Source organism: Streptacidiphilus neutrinimicus, assembly GCF_000787815.1.
In the GTDB taxonomy this organism is placed as follows: Bacteria; Actinomycetota; Actinomycetes; order Streptomycetales; family Streptomycetaceae; genus Streptacidiphilus; species Streptacidiphilus neutrinimicus.
Genome location: NZ_BBPO01000004.1, coordinates 84,029 through 102,876 on the forward strand (window position 1 = coordinate 84,029; position 18,848 = coordinate 102,876).

An 18,848-nucleotide genomic window follows, 5' to 3' on the forward strand; every position below is an offset into this window, starting at 1 on the left:
TGACGATGGCTGCCCCGAAGAAAGGACAGGTCCTCGGCACGCTGATGCAGGAGCTCCCGACCGACCTCATGGCTCGGGGAGCTCGCAAGCTCCTGAGCGCCGCCGGGGAACGAGCGATCTCCATGGCCGAGGACAAGGCCAGCGAGATGACGGACCGGCTCCTCAATTACGCGGAGAACGGATCGGGCGGCAACGGCGGGAACGGCGACAATCGCGACGACGGCGACGGCGGAGGCAACGGCGGGAACGGCGACGGCGGAGCCAACGGCGAGAACGGCGACAGCGGCGGCAACGGCGAGGACAGCGGCAACGGCGAGGGCGGGGGCGGAGGCCGCGGAGGCCGGGGCGGCGGCAAGAAGCTCAAGCTCACCAACATCATCGAGCAGATCGACGTAGGCGTCCCCGTCCGCGTCGCCTACAACCAGTGGACGCAGTTCCAGGACTTCCCCAAGTACACCAAGCGGCTTGAGACGGTGGAACAGGAGTCCGACGAGAAGCTCACCTGGAAAGCCGGGATCTTCCTGTCCCACCGGACCTGGCAAGCGACCATCATCGAACAGGTGCCGGACGAGCTGATCGTGTGGCAGTCCAAAGGGGAGAAGGGTCGCGTGGACGGCGCGGTCACCTTCCACGAGCTGGCCCCGAACCTGACCAGGATCCTCGTCGTCCTGGAGTACCACCCGCAGGGGCTGTTCGAGCGGACCGGGAACATCTGGCGGGCGCAGGGCCGTCGCGCACGGCTGGAGCTCAAGCACTTCCGGCGGCACGTCATGACACAGACGATCCTCGACCCGGACGGCGTCGAGGGCTGGCGCGGCGAGATCCGCGACGGCGAGGTCGTCCGGACGCACGAGGACGCCATGCAGGAGGAAGAGGAAGCCCGCGCCCAGGAGGAAGCGGAGAACGGTGAGGAGGACGACGAGCGGGAGGACGAGGACCAGTACGAGGACGAGTACGAGGGCGACGAGGACGAGGAGCCCGAGGAAGGCGACGAGGACGAGGCGGAGGATTACGAGCCGGAGGACGAGGACGCCGAGGACCAGTACGAAGAGCCGGAGGACGAAGAGCCCGAGGACGAAGAGCCGGAGGACGAAGAGCCCGAGGACGAAGAGCCCGAGGACGAAGAGCCGGAGGACGAAGAGCCCGAGGACGAAGAGCCCGAGGACGAGTACGACGACGAAGACGGCTATGACGACGAGGAGGAGCCGGAGGACGAGCCCGCCCGCCGGTCCCGGAGCCGTCGCACCGCCGCACGAGGAAGGTGAGCGGACATGACCGTGGCCTCCCAGCGCAGCCACTACCTGGACCGACCCCAGTCCAGCGGACTGGTGGACGTGATCGACCTGATCCTGGACAAGGGGCTGGTCATCGACGTCTACGTGAGGGTCTCGCTCGTGGGCATCGAACTGCTCACCATCGACGCGCGCATCGTGGTCGCCAGCGTCGACACCTACCTGAGGTTCGCCGAAGCCGTCAACCGGCTCGACCTCGCCCAGACCGGCAACAGCGAAGGGCTGCCCGAACTGGTGCAGGGGCTCGGGGAGAAGGGCGCCAAGAGCAAGACCAAGGGCGCTCTCGAAGGTGCCCAGGAGACCGTCAAGCAGGTGTTCGGACGCCATGGCGACGAGGACGAGGAGGAAGAGGAGGAGGAACGGCCGCGCCGGAGGTCCCGGACCGCCTCCGCACGAAGGGAGCGTGAGCGGTGATGGGCAGCGGCACGCAGTCCGCCTGCTACGTCTACGGCGTCGTGCCCGCCGACACCACGACGCCCGAGGGCCTGACCGGCCTCGGCGACCCACCGGCGCCGGTGACGCTGCTCCCCGAAGGGGGCATCGCCGCCGTCGTCAGCGAGATCCCCGCGGACGGGCCGCTCGGCAACGCGCACGACCTGCGCTCGCACGCCCACGTGCTGGACACGCTGGCCGCGACCGGCACCCCCGTGCTGCCCTTCCGCTTCGGTGCGGTCCTCGCCGACGCGCAGGCGGTCGGCACCGACCTGCTCACCCCGGCCGAGGAGAAGTTCCGCGGCGCGCTGGAGGAACTCGACGGCTGGGTGCAGTTCACCGTACGCGGCTCCTACAGCGAGGAGCGGCTGCTGCGCGACGTGCTGGCCGCACGTCCCGACATCGCGGACCTGCGGGAGGCGACGCGCGGCATGCCGGAGGAGGCCGAACGGCACCAGCTCATCCGGCTGGGCGAGATGGTCGCCGACGCGGTGGCCGCGGCGCGGTCGCAGGACTCCCAGGAGCTGGTCGAGCGCCTGGGCCCGCACGCGGGAGCCTCCCGTCGCGCCGAGTCGACCACCGGGGACGAGGCGGTGCACACGTCGTTCCTGGTCCGGATCGACGAACGCCTCGGCTTCGAGCAGGCCGCCGAAGAACTCGCCCTGCGTTGGGCGGATCGCATCCGACTCCGCCTGCTCGGGCCATTGGCCCCGTACGACTTCGCGGTGGCGGCCGTGCAGGACGGCGGCGCGGGCGACGAGGCGGCCTGACCATGGGTCTGGTCTCCGGGCTGCTGACCCTGCCGCTGGCCCCCGTCCGCGGCGTGGTGTGGGTGGCGGAGCGGCTGTACGACCAGGCGCTGCGCGAACTCACGGACCCCGAACGCGTGCGGGCGGAGCTCGACGAGGTGGACCGTGCCAGGGCCGAGGGGGAGATCAGTCAGGAGGAGGCCGACCAACGCGAGCAGGAACTGCTGCAACTCCTGTGGCAGGGACGCGAAACAGGTGGGGGCCTGGAGGTGTGAGCCGTGACGGAATCCCGGACCAGTGGGACCCGGTCGACGGCGCCGAAGTCCGCACGGCCTCGGCGCAGGACCACGGATGACGACGCGTCGGAGACGCGGCGCGCCGCGTCCTCGGCGCGGCAGCGCGACGCGGACGAGCCGTCCCAGGATGGTGACTCCGGGCATCGCACCCCGAAGCTGAAGGCCCACCGCGCCGCGGCCATGGCCGCCGCCCAGGTCCGCGAGCTCACCGGCAAGACCCCCGAGGGCGTGACCGGGCTGGAACGTCTCGACGACGGCTGGCGGGTCCGCGTAGAGGTCCTGGAGAGCCGGCGCATCCCCGACTCCACCGACCTGCTCGCGCTCTACCGCGTCGATCTCGACGCGGACGGCGACCTCGTCGGCTACCGCCGCGAGAGGCGCTACCACCGCGGCCGTCCGGAGGAGGACACATGAGCAGCCCTGTCGCCCGCTCCGGCGACCGGCCGTGGGGCCCGGCTGTCTCCCGGCAGGCCGCGCCGGCCCAGCCCGCGAGCCTGGCCGACCTGCTGGAGCGCGTGCTGGACAAGGGCATCGTCATCGCCGGGGACATCCAGGTGAACCTCCTGGACATCGAGCTGCTGACGATCCGGATCCGGCTGCTCGTCGCCTCCGTCGACCGGGCCAAGGAGATGGGCATCGACTGGTGGGAGCACGACCCCACGCTCTCCTCCTCCGCCCGGCGGCGTGAACTCCCGGACGGGGACCGGGCGGATCGGGCAGACCGGTCGGACGAGGCGGACGGGGAGGAACCATGACCGCGGTCCCCGACACCGGCTCCGCAAACACCTGGCTGTACGCCGTGGTCCAGGCGCCGTCGGGCGCTCTGCCCGAGTCGCTGACCGGCGTGGCGGGGGAGCCGCTGCGCCTGCTCGACGTCCCCGGCCTCGCCGCGGTCGCCGGATCGGTGCCGCGGGCCGACTTCGACGAGGAGGCGCTGAACGCCCACATTCAGGACCCCGCCTGGCTGGAGCGGGCGGTCCGCGACCACCACCGGGTCGTCTGCGTGCTCGGCCGCACCCACCGGGTGCTGCCCATGCGGTTCGCCACCCTGTGTCAGGACGACGCGCGCGCGGTGGAACTGCTCACGGAGCGGCACGACCGCCTGCTGGCCGCGGTCGACCACGTCTCGGGTCGGACCGAGTTGGGCGTCAAGGCGTGGTCCGCTCCGCGCGGGGCGGAGGCGAGCGGTCCGGCGGATGGGCAGAGCCCAGGTGCCGCGTATCTGTCGCGGTTGCGCGCGCGCCGCGACGAGCGCGACCGGGCGACCCAGGCGGCCATGGAGCAGGCGAGCCGGGTCCACGCGCGGCTCGCCGGGGTCGCGGCGGACTGGGTGCAGCACCCGCCGCAGCCCGGCGAGGCGACGGGCCGTGACGAGCCGATGCTCCTCAACTGCGCGTACCTGGTGGACGACGACCGCCTCCCCGGGTTCCGGTCCGCCGTCGATGCGATGGCCGCCGAGACGGCCGAACTGACCCTCGAACTCACCGGGCCGTGGCCGCCCTACTCCTTCGCCGGTCACGAGCGGCAGGACGCGGGGGAGGGTGAGTCGGCATGACCACCGGACCTGCGGCACCGCCCGCGCTGTACGACAACCGGAACGTCGCCCTGGTCGACCTGCTCGACCGGCTGCTCGCCGGAGGCGTGGTGATCGCGGGTGAGATCACGCTCGGCATCGCCGACGTCGACCTGGTCCGGATCAGCCTGCGGGCGCTTGTGGCGACGATCCGCGCCGCCGGAATCGAGGCCTGGGAGGAGGACGGATGACCGACGGCCGGCCGCCGCGGCACCGCGTTCAGACCGACCCGGAGCGGGTGGGGCGCGACCTCGCCGGGCTCGTGCTCACCGTCGTCGAGCTGATCCGCGAACTCATGGAACGCCAGGCCCTGCGCAGGATCGACGACGGCGGCCTGCGGGACGAGCAGATCGAGGAGATCGGGCTCACCCTGATGGCCCTGAACCAGCGGATGGACGAACTGTGCGAGCACTTCGGCCTCACCCGCAAGGACCTCGATCTCGACCTCGGCCCTCTCGGCAGGCTCCTCGGCTCGGACCAGCGCGACGGCTGAACCGCCGTCAGCGGGCCTTCCCGGCCGCCGTCGCGGTGCTCAGCGCGCGCGGACGGCGCAACGTGCGGGCGACGACGCCGACAGCCCGCTCCCGGGCGTCGGGGTCGGCCAGCCGCTGGTCGGACGCGGCCACGCACTCGGCGCGGAAGGGCGCCCGCAGCCGGCGCCGGAGCTGTTCCTGCTTGCCGCGCGCCTGGTCGTCGCCGGCGGCGACCACCAGCAGGACTGGTGCGCGCACCCATTCGACGGGCACGTTCAGATCTCCGCCGCTCCCGAGCAGGACGACCGTCTCCACCTGGTCGGGCCGACTCGCGGCCGCCGCGAGCACGGCGTCCGTGTCGTCGCCGAAGCCCAGCAGCACGACCGGGAGGTGCGCGGTCCCGGCCCTGTGGCCGAGCCAGTCCACGGCGGAGACGATCCGGCGCGCCAGCGCCGTGGTCTCGACCGGTTCGAACGGATCGAGCGACGCCTCGGCGCGGGGGAGGAGGTCGAGCAGCAGCGTCCCCAAACCGTGCAGATGGAGGGTGCGGGCCACCGCCTCGTCACGGCGGCGCATCCCCGCGCGGCCGACGGCCAGCAGCACCACCCCCGACGGCGACTCGGGCAGCGCCAGCTCCCCGTGCAAGCGGACTCCTTGGGATCTCACTTGGACGTCTGCGCCGGGCATGTTCCTCCTCATCGGCCGGCGGGCCACGAGCGGGCCACGGACGGGCCACGAGCGGATCCTGACCCGCATCGCGCCTACCCGGGGCGCCACCGGTCACACACCGTGACGCCTGTGCCGTCGACGTGCCGGGCGTCGATCGACTTGCCTCGCCTTTTACCCCGGTCGCGGGTTTGCCCACGTAGGGCGGGGCAAGGCGCAGCACTGACCTTGGGTAGCGCAGCAGCGGCGGTATGGAGGTGGCGAGGTGCTGACTTCGGCGGAGACCGGACGAGTGGGACCGGACACGGACCTGGGCGGTGTGTTCGAGCTCGCGCAACAGCTGCGCGTGGACTCCGTCCGCGCCAGTACCGCCGCCGGCTCGGGCCACCCGACGTCGAGCCTGTCGGCCGCGGACGTGATCGCGGTGCTCGCCGCCCGGCACCTGCGCTACGACTGGCAGGACCCGGCGAACCCCGACAACGACCACCTGATCTTCTCCAAGGGGCACGCCTCGCCGCTGCTGTACTCGCTGTTCAAGGCGGCCGGGGTGATCGGCGAGCAGGAGCTGCTGACCACCTACCGCCGCGCCGGGGCGCGACTGCAGGGGCACCCGACCCCCGTACTGCCGTGGGTCGACCTGGCGACCGGCTCGCTCGGGCAGGGAGTCGCGTACGCGGTCGGCATCGCTCTGGCCGGACGCGAGCTGGAGCACCGCGACTACCGGGTGTGGGCGCTGTGCGGCGACAGCGAGATGGCCGAGGGCTCGGTGTGGGAGGCGCTGGACCGCGCCGGCCGACGGCGGCTCGGCAACCTGACCGTGATCGTGGACGTCAACCGGCTGGGCCAGTGCGGTCCGACCGAGCTGGGCTGGGACCTGGACGCCTACGCGCGCCGGGTCGCCGCGTTCGGCTGCCGTCCGCTGACGGTCGAGGGCCACGACCTCGCCGCCGTGGACCGTGCGCTGACGCAGGCCACGGAGGGTGACGAGCCCACGGTGGTGCTGGCCCGTACGGTCAAGGGGCGCGGCGTGACGGAGGTGGCCGACGCGGACGGGTGGCACGGCAAGCCGCTCCCGGACGACCTGGCCGATCGGGCTCTCGTGGAGCTGGGAGGTCTGCGCGCCCTGACGGTCCAGGGCCCGGCCCCCTCGCCCACACGGGGCGCCGTCGGGTCGCCCCGGCGGGACGGCGGGCGCGCCGCCGTCGACCTGCCCCGCTTCGAGGTGGGGGAGAAGGCGGCCTCGCGCGCCGCGTTCGGCAAGGCGCTGGTCGCGCTCGGCGTCCGCCCCGACATCGTGGTGCTGGACGCGGAGGTCGGGAACTCCACCCACACCGAGGACTTCGGCGAGGCGTACCCGGAGCGGTTCTTCCAGAGCTACATCGCCGAGCAGCAGATGATCGCCACCGCCGTGGGCTTCGCGGTGCGCGGCTACCACCCCTTCGCCAGCACCTTCGCGGCCTTCCTCACCCGCGCTCACGACTTCATCCGGATGGCGGCGATCTCCCAGGTGGCGCTGTCGCTGTGCGGGACCCACGCCGGAGTGGAGATCGGCCCCGACGGACCGTCGCAGATGGGTCTGGAGGACCTCGCGATGATGCGGTCGGTGCTCGGCTCGACGGTGCTCAGCCCGAGCGACGCCACCTCGGCCGCGGCCCTCACCGCGGCCATGGCGGACCTGCCCGGCATCTCCTACCTGCGCGCCACTCGCGGCGCCTATCCCGTCCTGTACGAGGCGGGGGAGAAGTTCCCGGTGGGCGGTTCCAAGACGCTGCGTCACTCGAAGGAGGACCGGATCACCCTGGCGGGCACCGGCGTCACCGTGCACACCTGCCTGGAGGCCGCCGACCGGCTCGCCGCCCACGGCGTGGCGGCCCGGGTCCTGGACCTCTACTCGGTCAAGCCGCTGGACTGCGACGCGCTCGTGCGCGCCGCCGCGGAGACCGGGGCGATCGTGGTGGCGGAGGACCACCATGTCCAGGGTGGTCTGGGAGAGGCGGTCCTGTCCGCCCTCGCGGCCCGCGGGGCGGCCGAGTCCCTCGGCGGCTGGGCCCATCTGGCCGTCCGCGACCTGCCCGGCTCCGGCACCCCGGAGGAACTGCTCGACAGCGCGGGCCTCTCCGGAACCCGCATCGCCGAGGCGGCCCTGGCCGTGCTCGGCGGCAGGCACCGCACCTCAGCGCACCAGAACCCGCAAGGGAACCCGCAACGGGAGGAAGCGTCATGACGACCGCGCCGCGTCCGGACACCACGAACGGCGGGACCAGCGACGAGCGACGGCAGTGGGAGCGGGATTTGGCCGACGTCAAGCGGCAGGGGCCCACCCGCGTCGCCGAACTCTTCCTCGCCTCCATGCGCGGGGACGGCCGCGCCGCGGCGCTCCCGATCGGGCCGGTGCTGCGGGCCCTGCCCGGTATCGACTGGCTGACGGCACGGGACATGCTGCTGCGCGCGGGCGTCCGGCACGAGGACACCGCCATCGGCGCGATCAGCGGTCCCCAGCGGGCAGCTCTGGCGGCCGAGTTGGCCCAGCTCCCGCAGGGCGGCGAGGAACGCTGACGCCGAACCGACGCCGAGAGGGCTTGAAACCCCGTCAGGACGAGCCGTCAGGGCGGGGTTCCCTCGGGGTCGAGGAACCAGTCCCGGGCCGCGGCCGAGACCTGCTCCAGCGTCCCCGGTTCGGCGAAGAGATGGGTCGCCCCCGGGACCACCACCAGCCGCCACGGAGCAGTCAACCGGTCGGCGGCGGCACGGTTGAGCCGCAGCACCTCCTGGTCGAGACCGCCGACGAGCAGCAGCACCGGCGCGCGCACCCGCGCCAGCGCCTCTCCCGCGAGGTCGGGCCGCCCGCCCCGGGAGACGACGGCGCTCACCCGGGCCGGGCGTTCGGCCGCCGCCCGCAGCGCGGCGGCCGCGCCCGTGCTCGCGCCGAACAGGCCGACCGGCAGCTCGGCTGTCGCGGACTCCCCGTCCAGCCAGTCGACCGCCGCGACGAGTCGGCGGGCGAGCAGCGGGATGTCGAACCGCAGGCGGCACGTGACGTCGTCGATGCGTTCCTCGGACGCGGTCAGCAGATCCAGCAGCAGGGTGCCGAGCCCGGCGCGCTGCAGGACGGCCGCGACCGTGCGGTTGCGCGGGCTGAACCGGGAGCTCCCGCTCCCGTGCGCGAACACCACGACGGACGGCGGCGACGGCGGGAGCGCGAGATCGCCGTGGACGGCCTCCCCGCCGAAGCCGATGACGACGTCCCGGACCGTGACGGCAGGCATGACCCCACCTCCCTCTTCCGGTCCCAGGCTCCCTGCCCGCGCGGCGTCCGCCGAAACACCCGTCGAAACCCAGGGACGGCCGACGCGGACGCTCCGCCCCCACGCCTGTCCTGACTCGTTCGGCCCAAGCCCGGTGCGGGTCGGGCTGCGCGGCGCCCGACGGCGAGTAGCGTCGTGAGCGCTCGTCTCCGCTCGAGAGGAATGGCTCATGTTCGCGCTGCCCGGAACCCGGCAGGTGCTTCGGGCGATCGGCGCACACGCCGTGCGCGGCTTGGCGGCCGTCGAGCCGCGCGGCTGGAACCGGCAGGCCCAGCGCAACGCCGCCGCAGCCGCCGCTTCGGCCCGCGCGTGGCGGCTGGAGGCCGAAGAGGCGGACTGGTGGACCGTCGTCCACCTCGCCGCTGCCGCACCCGACCCGGCGGTCCGGGCACGCGTCACCCGCGGCTGAGCGCGGCCGCGTGCGGCTGAGCGCGGCTGAGCGCGACGCTGTCGGCCGGGCTCAGCCCACGGCCACGATCACCGCGACGAGCAGCACGAGGATCATCAGGACGCCGATCCAGAAGGCCCTGACGCTCGCGCCGGGGTGCTCTCCGGGGGCGCCGCCGTGCGAGCGGTCGCGGGTGGAGGGGTGGGGGTCGGCCATGCTCGTCAGCCTCTTTCGCGTGCGGTGGACGGTCCTGAAGCGCCACCGCGCGGATGCCCGGCCGGCGGTAGGCCAAACGGGCAGGTCGGCAGCGGACTCCGCGCGGCGCTGATATCCGCCGCCATCCCGGGTAGACGCCCTGCGCAACCGCAACGTCACCGTCAGGGAGGGCTTTCCTCATGGGCAGCACATTCGCGCAGGCCAAGGAGAAGACCACGACCGCGGCCCACACCGTCAGCGACGGCGCGGCCGTGGTGGCCGACCGCGCCGCCAAGATGGCGCGGGCGGCCGCCGAACGGACCACGACGGTCCTCGACCGGGCTCAGCACCAGGCGGCGTCCACCGCGAAGACCGTGAAGGGCACCGCGAAGAGCATGAAGGGCACCGCGAAGAGCATGAAGGGCACCGCCCAGGGCGCCAAGGACGCCGGCGCGGGGACGAGCACCCGCACGAAGACGCTCGTCGGTCTCGGCGCGGCGGCCGTCGTCGGGGTTCTCACCTGGCTGGGGCTGCGCGGCCGCGTCGACTGATCGGGCGCGGCCCGGGCACACCACAGGAACGGGCATCGGCCGACGGGTGCCCGTTCCTGTGGTGTGCCGATCGGATCGTGATCGCACGAAAAGCCTTTCGGCTGTCGCGAAGCGTGAATCGACAGTCCTACGATGGTGCCCATGGACCAGGTGCCGGGTTCGCACGCGACGCACGCGAGGTGGACCTTCCTGACCAATCACGCCAGGGTGCTGGTGCAGATCTCCCGGGACCCGGGCATGCGGGTGCGGGACATCGCCGCGCAGTGCCTGCTCACCGAGCGCGCCGTGCAGCGGATCATCGCCGATCTGGAAGAGGGCGGCTACCTCACCCACACGCGGGTCGGCCGCACCAACCACTACCAGATCACCGCGGCCAGCCCGCTGCGCCACCCTGCGGACGCCGGCCCCAACGTCGCCGACCTGCTGGCGCTGCTGCTCAGCCACCACTCCGGCCCGGCCCCGTCGCCCAACGGTGACGGGGCGCCGCCGACGGCCCCGGGGCCGCCGCACGACGTGGTCTGAACGGGCCGGCGGCGTTTACCGGTCCAACATGTGGACAGAAGCCGCCTGCCGGGAGAACGGGTGGCCGTCCCCCGGGTGACGGCGGACGGAGGCGGTCGTGGCCGGGCAGACACTGAGCCCACGCGAGCGGAGGATCCTCGCCGCCCTGGAGAGCGACCTGCGGCAGGAGAAGGCGCTCGATCGCGCGCTCCGCACGATGGCCGCGCCGGACCGCGGGCTGTGGGGCCGCCTGCTGGAACGCTGCGCCCGCGTCCAACTCGACTGGATGGTGCTGCTGGTCGCCTCCGGCCTCGCGCTCGCGACCGTCGCCGTGGAGGTCCGTACCACCGCCGTCACCGCCTCGACGGCTGGCTTCTGGGCGGCGGTCGCGTTGCTGGAGGCCGCACGGGTGGCGGGACGCCGTCGGCGGAACGCCCGAGGTCAGTAGGACTGGAACTCCAGCAGGTGGCCCTCGGGGTCGCGGACGTGGGCGGTGCGGCAGGTGGGACCCCAGGCCGGACGGTCGGCGGGCCCGGCCACGTGCCGTGCGCCTCGGTCGAGGCAGAACGCGTGCGCCACCGCCACGTCGGGGACGCGGAAGACCAGCATCGACGTGTCCTGCGCCGGGGACGGTTGGGGCAGCTCGGCGGTGCCCGCGAGCGCCGCCATCGCGGCGCGGTCCAGCAGCGAGATGACGCCCTCGTGGCCGAGGTCCCAGCTGGCGTAGGGGCCCTCCGCGTCGCCCTTGGTCCGGTGCGCGCCGATGAGCTGCGGCAGGACCGCGGCGTAGAAGCGGAAGCTGTCCGCGAAGTCGGCGACGAGCAGGCGCGGATAGGCGGCGTCCATGGGTCCCCCGAACAGTAGGAACAGGCCAACGATTGGTGCGCGCCTACTATAGGCCGGTGACCACCACACCGCCGACCCTCACCGGGCTCACCACCTACCTGCTGTCCAAGGTCGGCCGCGATGCCCGCGGGCAGCTCGCGGAGCGCCTCGCGAGCCGGGGGCTGCGCCTGTGGCACATGGCGACCCTGGCCGCCCTGGCCGACTTCGGCCCCCACGCCCAAAGAGAGTTGGCCGAACGGCTGGACGTGCATCCCAGCGACATGGCCAAGCTCCTGGACGAGCTCGCCGCCCTCGGCCACGTCGCGCGCGACCGCGACGCCGCCGACCGCCGCCGGGTGCGGGTCACCCTCACTGACGCCGGCCGAACCGAGCTCGCCGCGCTGGACGCCGAGGCGCGGGAAGTGCAGGACGCCGTCCTCGCCCCCTTGGCGCCGAACGAGCGCGCGGTGCTCCACGACCTGCTGCTGCGCCTGTACGACCGCGACGGCCGCGCCCAGGTGTGACGCCGCGAAGCCGGGGCAGACGCGCCTTTGAGGAGGTTGGACCGACATGCTGCTTGTGATACTCGTGCTGCTTCTCGCCCTCGTCCTGGGCGGTCTCGGCTTCGCTGTGCACGTGCTCTGGTGGATCGCCCTCGCGGTTCTGGTGCTCTGGCTCCTGGGCTTCCTGTTCCGCGGCGCGGAGGGAGCCGGCGCCCGTCGCGGTCGCTGGTACCGAAGGTGATCCACTTCCGAGTCGCTCTTCTGGAACGGTCGTTGACGTCACGTCAGCGGCCGTCCTCGTCCGAACAAGGTCCGACCCAGGAGGACTGAGCCTCGTGTCCGTCATCGCAGTGCGCCACCCCGACCCGGTTCCGCCGACTCCCACGCCGGCGCCCCCGGGAGGACCGGAGCCGGGACCGGACCCTGGTCCGCGCCCCGATCCGCTCGGGCCCGATCCGATGCCGCCCCCGCGTCCGGAGCCCCTCGGCCCTGACCCGGTGCCGCCACCGCCGCCCGGCCGCCCGGGACCGGGCCCCGCACCGGCCCCCGCCTGAGGCACCGACCTCCGCCTGACGCCGCCGTCTCAGTCGTCCCGGTCCCCTCGTCGGCTGTTCAGTCCTCGGCGAGCAGGGCTTCGCGCAGGCCCGTGAGCACCCGACTGAGGATCCGGGAGACGTGCATCTGGGAGATGCCCAGGCGGGCGCCGATCTCGGACTGCGTCAGCTCGCCCGTGAACCGGAGCGCGAGTACGGTGCGCTCGCGTTCCGGGAGGGCGGCGATCAGGGGCTTGAGGCTTTCCAGGTTCTCGATCCCCTCGATGCCTCGGTCCAGGTAGCCCATGCGGCGCGTCTGCGGGCCCTCCAGCTCGTCGGGGTCGGGGGGTTCGAGCGTTCCGGCGGTGTAGGCGTTGCTGACGGCCTGGCCCTCGGCGATCTCCGCTTCGGTGAGGCTCAGGTGCTTCGCGAGCTCGGCGTCGGTGGGTTCGCGTTCGAGCTCCTGGGAGAGTCCGTCGCGCGCCTTGGCCAGCCGCAGGCGGAGCTCCTGGAGCCGCCGGGGGACCCGGACCGACCAGCTCGTGTCGCGGAAGAACCGCTTGAGCTCGCCCGTGATGGTGGGGAGGGCGAACGTCGAGAACTCGACGTTCCGGTGCGGGTCGAACCGGTTGATGGCCTTGATGAGCCCGACGATCCCGACCTGGAGCAGGTCCTCCGTCGGCTCGTTCCGGTGGCGGAACTGCGCCACGGCGTAGCGGACGAGCGCGAGATTGAGTTCCACGAGCGTGTTGCGCACGTAGGAGTAGTCGGCCGTGCCCTCGTCGAGCTCGTCGAGGCGCTCGAAGAGCAGGGAGGACAGCGCACGCGCGTCCTCGGTGTCGACGGCGTGGGGCGCGGGCAGCCGACCCCGGGCCGGGGTCGTGTCAGTGGGCATTGGGGACATGGGGTGGGGCTCCTGAACTGGTGTGCGTCCGCGGACCCCGAGGCCGCGCGGACCCGTCCCGCTTCGGGGCTCATCCCACGCCTACCCGACCACCCTCGCCACATGCAGACGAAAACGGACTATTCGCCCACGGCTCTCACCCGGACCGCTCCACCGCAGACACGCGTACAGCCGGGGGTCGGGACGGGGCCGGGGAGACCGGATTTCGCGCGCCACGCCGCGTTCCGGTGCTGCCACGGAAGGTGATCGCGGGTGGCCCGCCGCAGGTTTACCGCGCCCCCGCCGGGACAGACGCGCCGGGACGAGGGCGCAGCTCTGGCCTGCGCCGCAGGGCGAAGGGAGAGACCCGCTGATGAAGGTGTCGGACTACATGCTGGAGCGGTTGCGCCAGTGGGAGGTCGAGTACGTCTTCGCCTATCCGGGCGACGGCATCAACGGCCTGCTCGCCGCGTGGGGCCGGGCCGACAACAAGCCGGTGTTCGTGCAGGCCCGCCACGAGGAGATGGCCGCGTTCGAGGCGGTCGGCTACGCCAAGTTCTCCGGCCGCGTCGCGGTCTGCGCGGCGACCTCCGGGCCCGGCGCCATCCACCTGCTGAACGGCCTGTACGACGCGAAGCTCGACCACGTGCCCGTGGTCGCGATCGTGGGTCAGACGAACCGCTCCGCGATGGGCGGCTCCTACCAGCAGGAGGTGGACCTGCTCAGCCTGTTCAAGGATGTGGCCTCCGACTACTGCGAGATGGTCACCGTCCCCGAACAGCTGCCGAACGTCCTGGACCGCGCCATGCGCATCGCCGCGACCCGCCGCGCGCCCACCGCCGTGATCGTCCCGGCGGACGTGCAGGAGCTCGACTACAGCCCGCCGGGGCACGCGTTCAAGATGGTGCCCTCCAGCCTGGGTATGCCGCACAGCGTGCCGGTGCCCGCGGCCGAGGAGCTGCGGCGCGCGGCCGAGGTGCTGAACGCCGGGAGCAAGGTGGCCATGCTGGTCGGCCAGGGCGCCCGCAGCGCCCGGGCGGAAGTGGAGCAGACCGCGGAGGTCCTCGGCGCCGGCGTCGCCAAGGCGCTGCTCGGCAAGGACGTGCTCTCCGACGACCTGCCCTACGTGACCGGCTCGATCGGGCTGCTCGGCACCCGCCCGTCCTACGAGCTGATGCGCGACTGCGACACCCTGCTGATGATCGGTTCCAGCTTCCCCTACACGCAGTTCCTGCCCGAGTTCGACCAGGCCCGCGCGGTGCAGATCGACATCGACCCGGGCATGGTGGGGCTGCGCTACCCCTTCGAGGTGAACCTCGTCGGCGGCGCGCGCGAGACGCTGCAGGCGCTGCTGCCGCTGCTGGAGCAGCGCGACGACCGCAAGAAGTGGCGCGAGACCGTCGAGAAGAACACCGCCCGCTGGTGGGAGGTGATGGGCCGTCGGGCGAAGGTCACGGCCGACCCGGTCAACCCCGAGTACGTGATCCACGCGCTGGACCCGCTGCTGCCCGAGGACGTGATCATCACGTCCGACTCCGGGTCCGCGGCCAACTGGTATGCCCGGCACCTGCGGATGCGCGGTCGCATGCGCGGCTCGCTCTCCGGCACGCTCGCCACCATGGGGCCCGGCGTCCCGTACGCCATCGGCGCCAAGTTCGCCCACCCGGACCGGCCCGTCATCGCCCTGGTCGGCGACGGCGCGATGCAGATGAACGGCATGGCCGAGCTGATCACCGCCGCCAAGTACCACCATCAGTGGGAGGACCGCAGGCTCGTGGTCGCGGTGCTGAACAACCAGGACCTCAACCAGGTCACCTGGGAGATGCGCGCCATGGAGGGCGCGCCGCAGTTCGAGCCCTCGCAGCACCTCCCGGACGTGCGCTACGCCGACTTCGCCCGGATGGTCGGCCTGGAGGGCACCCGGGTCGAGTCGCCCGCCGATGTGGAGGGCGCCTGGGCCGCCGCGCTCGCGGCCGACCGGCCGTACGTGATCGACTTCCGCACCGATCCCGCCGTGCCGCCGATCCCGCCGCACGCGACGCTCGACCAGATCGAGGCCGCGGCCGAGGCGGTGATCCGAGGGGACAGTGACCGCGCGTCGATGGTGCGGCAGGGGATCAAGGCCAAGATCCAGGAATTCCTGCCCTCCGGCCGGTGACCGTGGAGCGCCACAGCCGGCGGCGGACCCGGTCCGATGGCGCGTGGGCCTTTCGGCCCAGCGTGCTGCGTCAGTACGCGCTGCTCGCGGACGGGGAGCGCGGGGCCCTGATCGGCCCGGACGGCGAGGTGGCGTGGCTCTGCGTGCCGCGCTGGGACAGTGCCGCGGTCTGCTCCGAACTGATCGGCGGGGGCGGCGTTTTCGCGCTGACCCCGCGCGATCCCCGGCGCTTCTGGGGAGGTTGGTACGAGCAGGGCAGTCTGATCTGGCACAGCCGCTGGGTCACCACCGACTCCGTGATCGAGTGCCGCGAGGCGCTGGCCTTTCCCGGCGAGAGCGGGCGCGCGGTGCTGCTGCGCCGCGTCCGGGCCGTCGAAGGGGCCGCGCACGTCCGACTGGCACTGGAGCCGCGTGCGGACTTCGGCCGCGAGCCGGCCGGGCAACCCCGTCGGCAGGACGGGGTCTGGGAGGGCCGGACCGGTCCTGTGCGCTGGCGGCTCACCGGCGCCGCCGACGCCCGGCCCCGACGTGAGGCCTACGGGCAGCCGCTGGTGTGGGAGTTCGACCTGGAGCAGGGCGGCCGTCACGACATCGTGCTGGAGCTGGCCGACGGTCCGCTGCCGTCCTCGCCGCCCGACCCCTACGCCGCGTGGCGGGCCACCGAGGCCGCCTGGGCAGAGGGCCGTCCGGCGCTGGACGGCGCCATCGCCCCGCGTGACGCCCACCACGCGTACGCCGTGCTGCGCGGTCTCACCAGCGACAGCGGTGCGATGGTCGCCGCCGCCACCATGTGCCTGCCGGAGCAGGCCGAGGGGCAACGGAACTACGACTACCGCTACGCCTGGATCCGCGACCAGTGCTACGCCGGGCTGGCCGCCGCCGCGACCGGCGCCACCGAACTCGTGGACGCCGCCACGTCGTTCGTGGGCGCGCGGCTGCTGCAGGACGGTCCGGCGCTGCGGCCCGCCTACACCGTGGAGGGCGACCCCGTCCCGGACGAGAGCATCCTCGACCTGCCCGGCTACCCGGGCGGGGCGGACCGGATCGGCAACCGCGCCCACCGGCAGTTCCAGCTCGACGCCTTCGGCGAGTCCCTGCAACTGCTCGCCGCGGCGGCACGGCTCGACCGGCTGGACGCCGACGGCGTCCGGGCGCTCTCCCTGGCCGTCGGCGCGATCGAGGACCGTTGGACCGAGCCGGAGGCCGGCATCTGGGAGCTCGGCCCGAAGTGCTGGACCCACTCGCGGCTGGCCTGTGTCGCCGGACTGCGGGCGGTCGCCGCGCTCCCCGGCTCGCCCCGGCGCTCCACGCGCTGCGCGGCGCTGGCCGACACGATCCTGGCGCAGACCTCCAAGGAGGCCCTGCACCCGGACGGCTACTGGCAGCGGACACCCGACGACGAGCGCACCGACGCAGCCCTGCTGCTGCCTCCCGTGCGCGGCGCCCTGCCCGCCGACGACCCGCGCACCCGGGCCACGCTGCACGCGGTCAGCACCAGCCTGACGGAGGACGGTTACGTCTACCGCTACCGTCACTCCCAGGGCGCGCTGGGCGACGCCGAGGGCGCCTTCCTGCTGTGCGGGTTCACCATGGCGCTGGCCCAGCACCAGCAGGGCCGCGAGGCGAGCGCCGTGCGCTACTTCGAACGCAACCGCGCCGCCTGCGGTCCGCCGGGCCTGTTCGCCGAGGAGTACGACACCGCCCAGCGGCAGCTGCGCGGCAACCTGCCGCAGGCCTTCGTGCACGCGCTGATGCTGGAGTGCGCCGTGCGGCTCGGCCAGGAGCCGGGACTGCATCTGGGGACGGGCTCCGTCGATCCGTGACCTCTTGTGGCAACCTCAGTGGGGCCCGCGCGAGGCGCGGGCCCCACTGGCGTGCGACCGGGGATCAGACCCTCCGTGTTCAGGCCCCGGTGCCGGGCGTGCTGGCGGGCGCGGTGACGGCGCTGAGTGGGGCGGCCAGCGATTCGAGGCTGCGCCGTTCGGCGCGCACCCCGATGACCGCTTCCACCAGCCCGGCCGCGCACATCAGTGCCGCGCCGATGCAGAACGCCAACGTGGTGTCGGCGGTCTTGCCACTGCTGACCAGGCCGTTGAAGAGCAGCGGCCCGGTGATGCCGCCGAGCGCGGTGCCGACGGCGTAGAAGAAGGCGATGCACAGCGCACGCGTCTCCAGCGGGAAGATCTCGCTGACCGTGAGGTAGGCCGCGCTGGCCCCCGCGGAGGCGAAGAACAGCACCGCCGTCCAGCACGCCGTCAGCGTCGCGGCGTCCAGGACGCCACGCTGGAAGAGCGCGGCCGTGCCGAAGAGCAGCACGCCGGACAGGATGTAGGTGCCCGAGATCATCGGCTTGCGGCCGACGGTGTCGAAGAGGCGGCCCAGCAGCAGCGGGCCGAGGAAGTTCCCGACGGCGATGACCACGAAGTAGTAGCCGGTCTCGTCGGCCGGCGTCTTGAAGAACGTCGTCAGGATCACCGCGTAACCGAAGGTCACCGAGTTGTACAGGAACGCCTGGCCGACGAAGAGGGACAGGCCCAGCACGCCGCGGCGCGGGTAGTCGCGCAGCACCGTGCGGGCGATCGTGCCGAAGCCGAGCGCCCCGCGCTGCCGCACGGAGATCTCGTCCTGGGCGGGTTCCAGCTCCTGCCCGGTCTGCTCCCGGACCTCGTCCTCGATCGATCCGACCAGCCGCTCGGCCTCCTCCGCTCGGCCGTGCGTGATCAGCCAGCGCGGGCTCTCCGGGACCTGCCGGCGCACCAGCAGGATGCACAGGCCGAGGACCACGCCGATGCCGAAGGCGAGCCGCCAGCCCACGTTGGTGGCGAACAGTGCGGTGTTCAGCAGCGCGATCGAGGCGAGCGCGCCCACCGCGGCGCCGACCCAGAAGCTGCCGTTGATGAGCAGGTCGATCCGGCCGCGGGCGCGCGCCGGGATCAGCTCGTCGATGGCGGAGTTGATGGCCGCGTACTCGCCGCCGATGCCCAGGCCGGTGATGAAGCGGCACAGGAAGAAGAACCAGGCCGTCCAGGACACCGCGGTCAGCGCCGTCGCCGACAGGTAGACGGCGAGCGTCACCATGAACAGGCGCTTTCGCCCGAAGCGGTCGGTCAGATAGCCGAAGAACAGTGCGCCGCAACAGGCGCCCGCCACGTACAGCGCGGCGGCCCAGGTGGTGACCTGGGCGGTGCTGATGGCGATGCCGCTGCCGTGCTGGGCCAGACGGGCGGCCATGTTCCCGACGATGGTCACTTCCAGCCCGTCCAGGATCCAGACCGTGCCCAGCCCGATCACGATCCGCCAGTGCCAGCGTGACCAAGGCAGGCGGTCGAGTCGGGCTGGTATCCGGGTCTTGACCACATCGTCGTCGGTGCGGTCCGGGACACCCGAGCGCTTGGCCTCGGGTGCGGTGCCGTCTTCCGTGCCCACTGCAAGCTCCTCTCCGGCGGCTGTGTGTGCTGCTCGCGCCTGCCCGCGATCTCCGCCGGTACACGTCACCGCCCCGCACACACAGGTGGTTTGCCGTGA

The 18,848-nt window shown here is 72.9% G+C and carries 25 protein-coding genes; 19 read left to right on the forward strand and 6 right to left on the reverse strand.

All coding sequences use genetic code 11. The annotated features are described in order from the left end of the window. Nucleotides 1-5: 5 nt before the first annotated feature. From TR48_RS04590 to TR48_RS04630, 9 genes are read left to right on the forward strand one after another with little or no spacing between them, the layout of a single operon-like run. Nucleotides 6-1,265: an SRPBCC family protein gene (locus tag TR48_RS04590; protein ID WP_052442413.1), complete on the forward strand. Its 1,260-nt coding sequence runs from the start codon at nucleotides 6-8 to the stop codon at nucleotides 1,263-1,265. A gap of 6 nt (nucleotides 1,266-1,271) precedes the next feature. After that, the gene (gene gvpJ / locus TR48_RS04595; RefSeq protein ID WP_042364561.1) at nucleotides 1,272-1,706 is read left to right on the forward strand and encodes a gas vesicle protein GvpJ; all 435 of its coding nucleotides are present in this window, start codon (nucleotides 1,272-1,274) and stop codon (nucleotides 1,704-1,706) included. Beyond that, the gene (locus TR48_RS04600) at nucleotides 1,706-2,494 is read left to right on the forward strand and encodes a GvpL/GvpF family gas vesicle protein (protein WP_042364562.1); all 789 of its coding nucleotides are present in this window, start codon (nucleotides 1,706-1,708) and stop codon (nucleotides 2,492-2,494) included. Before gvpJ ends, TR48_RS04600 begins: the two co-directional genes overlap by 1 nt. Nucleotides 2,495-2,496: 2 nt before the next feature. Further along, on the forward strand, nucleotides 2,497-2,748 hold the full coding sequence (locus TR48_RS04605; protein ID WP_042364563.1) for a gas vesicle protein GvpG: 252 nt from the start codon (nucleotides 2,497-2,499) through the stop codon (nucleotides 2,746-2,748). Between the two features lie 3 nt (nucleotides 2,749-2,751). Beyond that, nucleotides 2,752-3,183, forward strand: coding sequence for a gas vesicle protein GvpO (gene gvpO, locus TR48_RS39635; RefSeq protein ID WP_063770899.1), 432 nt, complete (start codon nucleotides 2,752-2,754; stop codon nucleotides 3,181-3,183). Then, nucleotides 3,180-3,524 carry a gas vesicle protein gene (locus TR48_RS04615; protein WP_042364564.1) on the forward strand — a complete coding sequence of 115 codons (345 nt, stop codon included), beginning with the start codon at nucleotides 3,180-3,182 and terminating at the stop codon, nucleotides 3,522-3,524. The genes gvpO and TR48_RS04615 overlap by 4 nt, the downstream gene beginning before the upstream one ends. Continuing rightward, nucleotides 3,521-4,324 carry a GvpL/GvpF family gas vesicle protein gene (locus TR48_RS04620; RefSeq protein ID WP_042364565.1) on the forward strand — a complete coding sequence of 268 codons (804 nt, stop codon included), beginning with the start codon at nucleotides 3,521-3,523 and terminating at the stop codon, nucleotides 4,322-4,324. Before TR48_RS04615 ends, TR48_RS04620 begins: the two co-directional genes overlap by 4 nt. Then, a complete protein-coding gene (locus TR48_RS04625) occupies nucleotides 4,321-4,533 on the forward strand; it encodes a gas vesicle protein (RefSeq protein WP_042364566.1) in 213 nt (70 codons plus the stop codon). Before TR48_RS04620 ends, TR48_RS04625 begins: the two co-directional genes overlap by 4 nt. Then, nucleotides 4,530-4,835: a gas vesicle protein K gene (locus tag TR48_RS04630; protein WP_042364567.1), complete on the forward strand. Its 306-nt coding sequence runs from the start codon at nucleotides 4,530-4,532 to the stop codon at nucleotides 4,833-4,835. The genes TR48_RS04625 and TR48_RS04630 overlap by 4 nt, the downstream gene beginning before the upstream one ends. Before the next feature lie 7 nt (nucleotides 4,836-4,842). Here TR48_RS04630 and TR48_RS04635 read toward each other — a convergent pair whose 3' ends face one another. Continuing rightward, nucleotides 4,843-5,460, reverse strand: coding sequence for a hypothetical protein (locus TR48_RS04635; protein WP_052442396.1), 618 nt, complete (start codon nucleotides 5,458-5,460; stop codon nucleotides 4,843-4,845). 289 nt (nucleotides 5,461-5,749) lie between these two features. On the opposite strand from TR48_RS04635, the gene TR48_RS04640 reads away from it, so the two are divergent. Both TR48_RS04640 and TR48_RS04645 read left to right on the forward strand, forming a co-directional pair. Next, nucleotides 5,750-7,705 (forward strand): transketolase, encoded by a 1,956-nt coding sequence (locus tag TR48_RS04640; protein ID WP_084728824.1) that lies wholly within the window; start codon nucleotides 5,750-5,752, stop codon nucleotides 7,703-7,705. Beyond that, nucleotides 7,702-8,037, forward strand: a complete 336-nt coding sequence (locus TR48_RS04645) for a hypothetical protein (protein ID WP_042364568.1) — start codon at nucleotides 7,702-7,704, stop codon at nucleotides 8,035-8,037. Before TR48_RS04640 ends, TR48_RS04645 begins: the two co-directional genes overlap by 4 nt. Before the next feature lie 47 nt (nucleotides 8,038-8,084). On the opposite strand, the gene TR48_RS04650 is transcribed toward TR48_RS04645, so the two are convergent. Then, on the reverse strand, nucleotides 8,085-8,747 hold the full coding sequence (locus tag TR48_RS04650; RefSeq protein ID WP_042364569.1) for a dienelactone hydrolase family protein: 663 nt from the start codon (nucleotides 8,745-8,747) through the stop codon (nucleotides 8,085-8,087). Between the two features lie 208 nt (nucleotides 8,748-8,955). Here TR48_RS04650 and TR48_RS04655 point away from each other — a divergent pair, with 208 nt between their 5' ends. Next, a complete protein-coding gene (locus TR48_RS04655) occupies nucleotides 8,956-9,195 on the forward strand; it encodes a hypothetical protein (protein WP_042364570.1) in 240 nt (79 codons plus the stop codon). A 51-nt stretch (nucleotides 9,196-9,246) separates the two neighbouring features. Here the strand turns inward: TR48_RS04655 and TR48_RS42940 are convergent, their stop codons facing one another. Then, nucleotides 9,247-9,390 carry a hypothetical protein gene (locus TR48_RS42940; protein WP_161789772.1) on the reverse strand — a complete coding sequence of 48 codons (144 nt, stop codon included), beginning with the start codon at nucleotides 9,388-9,390 and terminating at the stop codon, nucleotides 9,247-9,249. A gap of 179 nt (nucleotides 9,391-9,569) precedes the next feature. On the opposite strand from TR48_RS42940, the gene TR48_RS04660 reads away from it, so the two are divergent. The 3 genes from TR48_RS04660 to TR48_RS04670 all read left to right on the forward strand — a co-directional run bounded on the left by TR48_RS04660 (nucleotide 9,570) and on the right by TR48_RS04670 (nucleotide 10,869). Next, nucleotides 9,570-9,920 (forward strand): hypothetical protein, encoded by a 351-nt coding sequence (locus tag TR48_RS04660; protein WP_042364571.1) that lies wholly within the window; start codon nucleotides 9,570-9,572, stop codon nucleotides 9,918-9,920. A gap of 141 nt (nucleotides 9,921-10,061) precedes the next feature. Beyond that, complete coding sequence (locus TR48_RS04665) at nucleotides 10,062-10,442, forward strand: helix-turn-helix transcriptional regulator (protein ID WP_052442397.1); 381 nt, start codon at nucleotides 10,062-10,064, stop codon at nucleotides 10,440-10,442. A 97-nt stretch (nucleotides 10,443-10,539) separates the two neighbouring features. Beyond that, on the forward strand, nucleotides 10,540-10,869 hold the full coding sequence (locus tag TR48_RS04670) for a hypothetical protein (RefSeq protein WP_042364572.1): 330 nt from the start codon (nucleotides 10,540-10,542) through the stop codon (nucleotides 10,867-10,869). Here the strand turns inward: TR48_RS04670 and TR48_RS04675 are convergent. After that, nucleotides 10,863-11,267, reverse strand: a complete 405-nt coding sequence (locus tag TR48_RS04675) for a VOC family protein (protein ID WP_042364573.1) — start codon at nucleotides 11,265-11,267, stop codon at nucleotides 10,863-10,865. The genes TR48_RS04670 and TR48_RS04675 overlap by 7 nt on opposite strands. Nucleotides 11,268-11,323: 56 nt before the next feature. Here TR48_RS04675 and TR48_RS04680 point away from each other — a divergent pair, with 56 nt between their 5' ends. Then, nucleotides 11,324-11,770 carry a MarR family winged helix-turn-helix transcriptional regulator gene (locus TR48_RS04680; RefSeq protein WP_042364574.1) on the forward strand — a complete coding sequence of 149 codons (447 nt, stop codon included), beginning with the start codon at nucleotides 11,324-11,326 and terminating at the stop codon, nucleotides 11,768-11,770. A 46-nt stretch (nucleotides 11,771-11,816) separates the two neighbouring features. Beyond that, on the forward strand, nucleotides 11,817-11,990 hold the full coding sequence (locus tag TR48_RS04685) for a hypothetical protein (protein ID WP_042364575.1): 174 nt from the start codon (nucleotides 11,817-11,819) through the stop codon (nucleotides 11,988-11,990). Between the two features lie 371 nt (nucleotides 11,991-12,361). Here the strand turns inward: TR48_RS04685 and TR48_RS04690 are convergent, their stop codons facing one another. Beyond that, entirely contained in the window at nucleotides 12,362-13,186 is an 825-nt protein-coding gene (locus TR48_RS04690) for a SigB/SigF/SigG family RNA polymerase sigma factor (RefSeq protein WP_042364576.1), read from the reverse strand. Between the two features lie 352 nt (nucleotides 13,187-13,538). On the opposite strand from TR48_RS04690, the gene TR48_RS04695 reads away from it, so the two are divergent. Together TR48_RS04695 and TR48_RS04700 are read left to right on the forward strand one after the other, a co-directional pair. Next, complete coding sequence (locus tag TR48_RS04695) at nucleotides 13,539-15,323, forward strand: thiamine pyrophosphate-requiring protein (RefSeq protein WP_042364577.1); 1,785 nt, start codon at nucleotides 13,539-13,541, stop codon at nucleotides 15,321-15,323. A gap of 62 nt (nucleotides 15,324-15,385) precedes the next feature. Continuing rightward, a complete protein-coding gene (locus TR48_RS04700) occupies nucleotides 15,386-17,146 on the forward strand; it encodes a glycoside hydrolase family 15 protein (protein WP_236652007.1) in 1,761 nt (586 codons plus the stop codon). A 79-nt stretch (nucleotides 17,147-17,225) separates the two neighbouring features. On the opposite strand, the gene TR48_RS04705 is transcribed toward TR48_RS04700, so the two are convergent. Then, nucleotides 17,226-18,680, reverse strand: coding sequence for an MFS transporter (locus TR48_RS04705; RefSeq protein ID WP_042364692.1), 1,455 nt, complete (start codon nucleotides 18,678-18,680; stop codon nucleotides 17,226-17,228). Nucleotides 18,681-18,848: the final 168 nt, after the last annotated feature.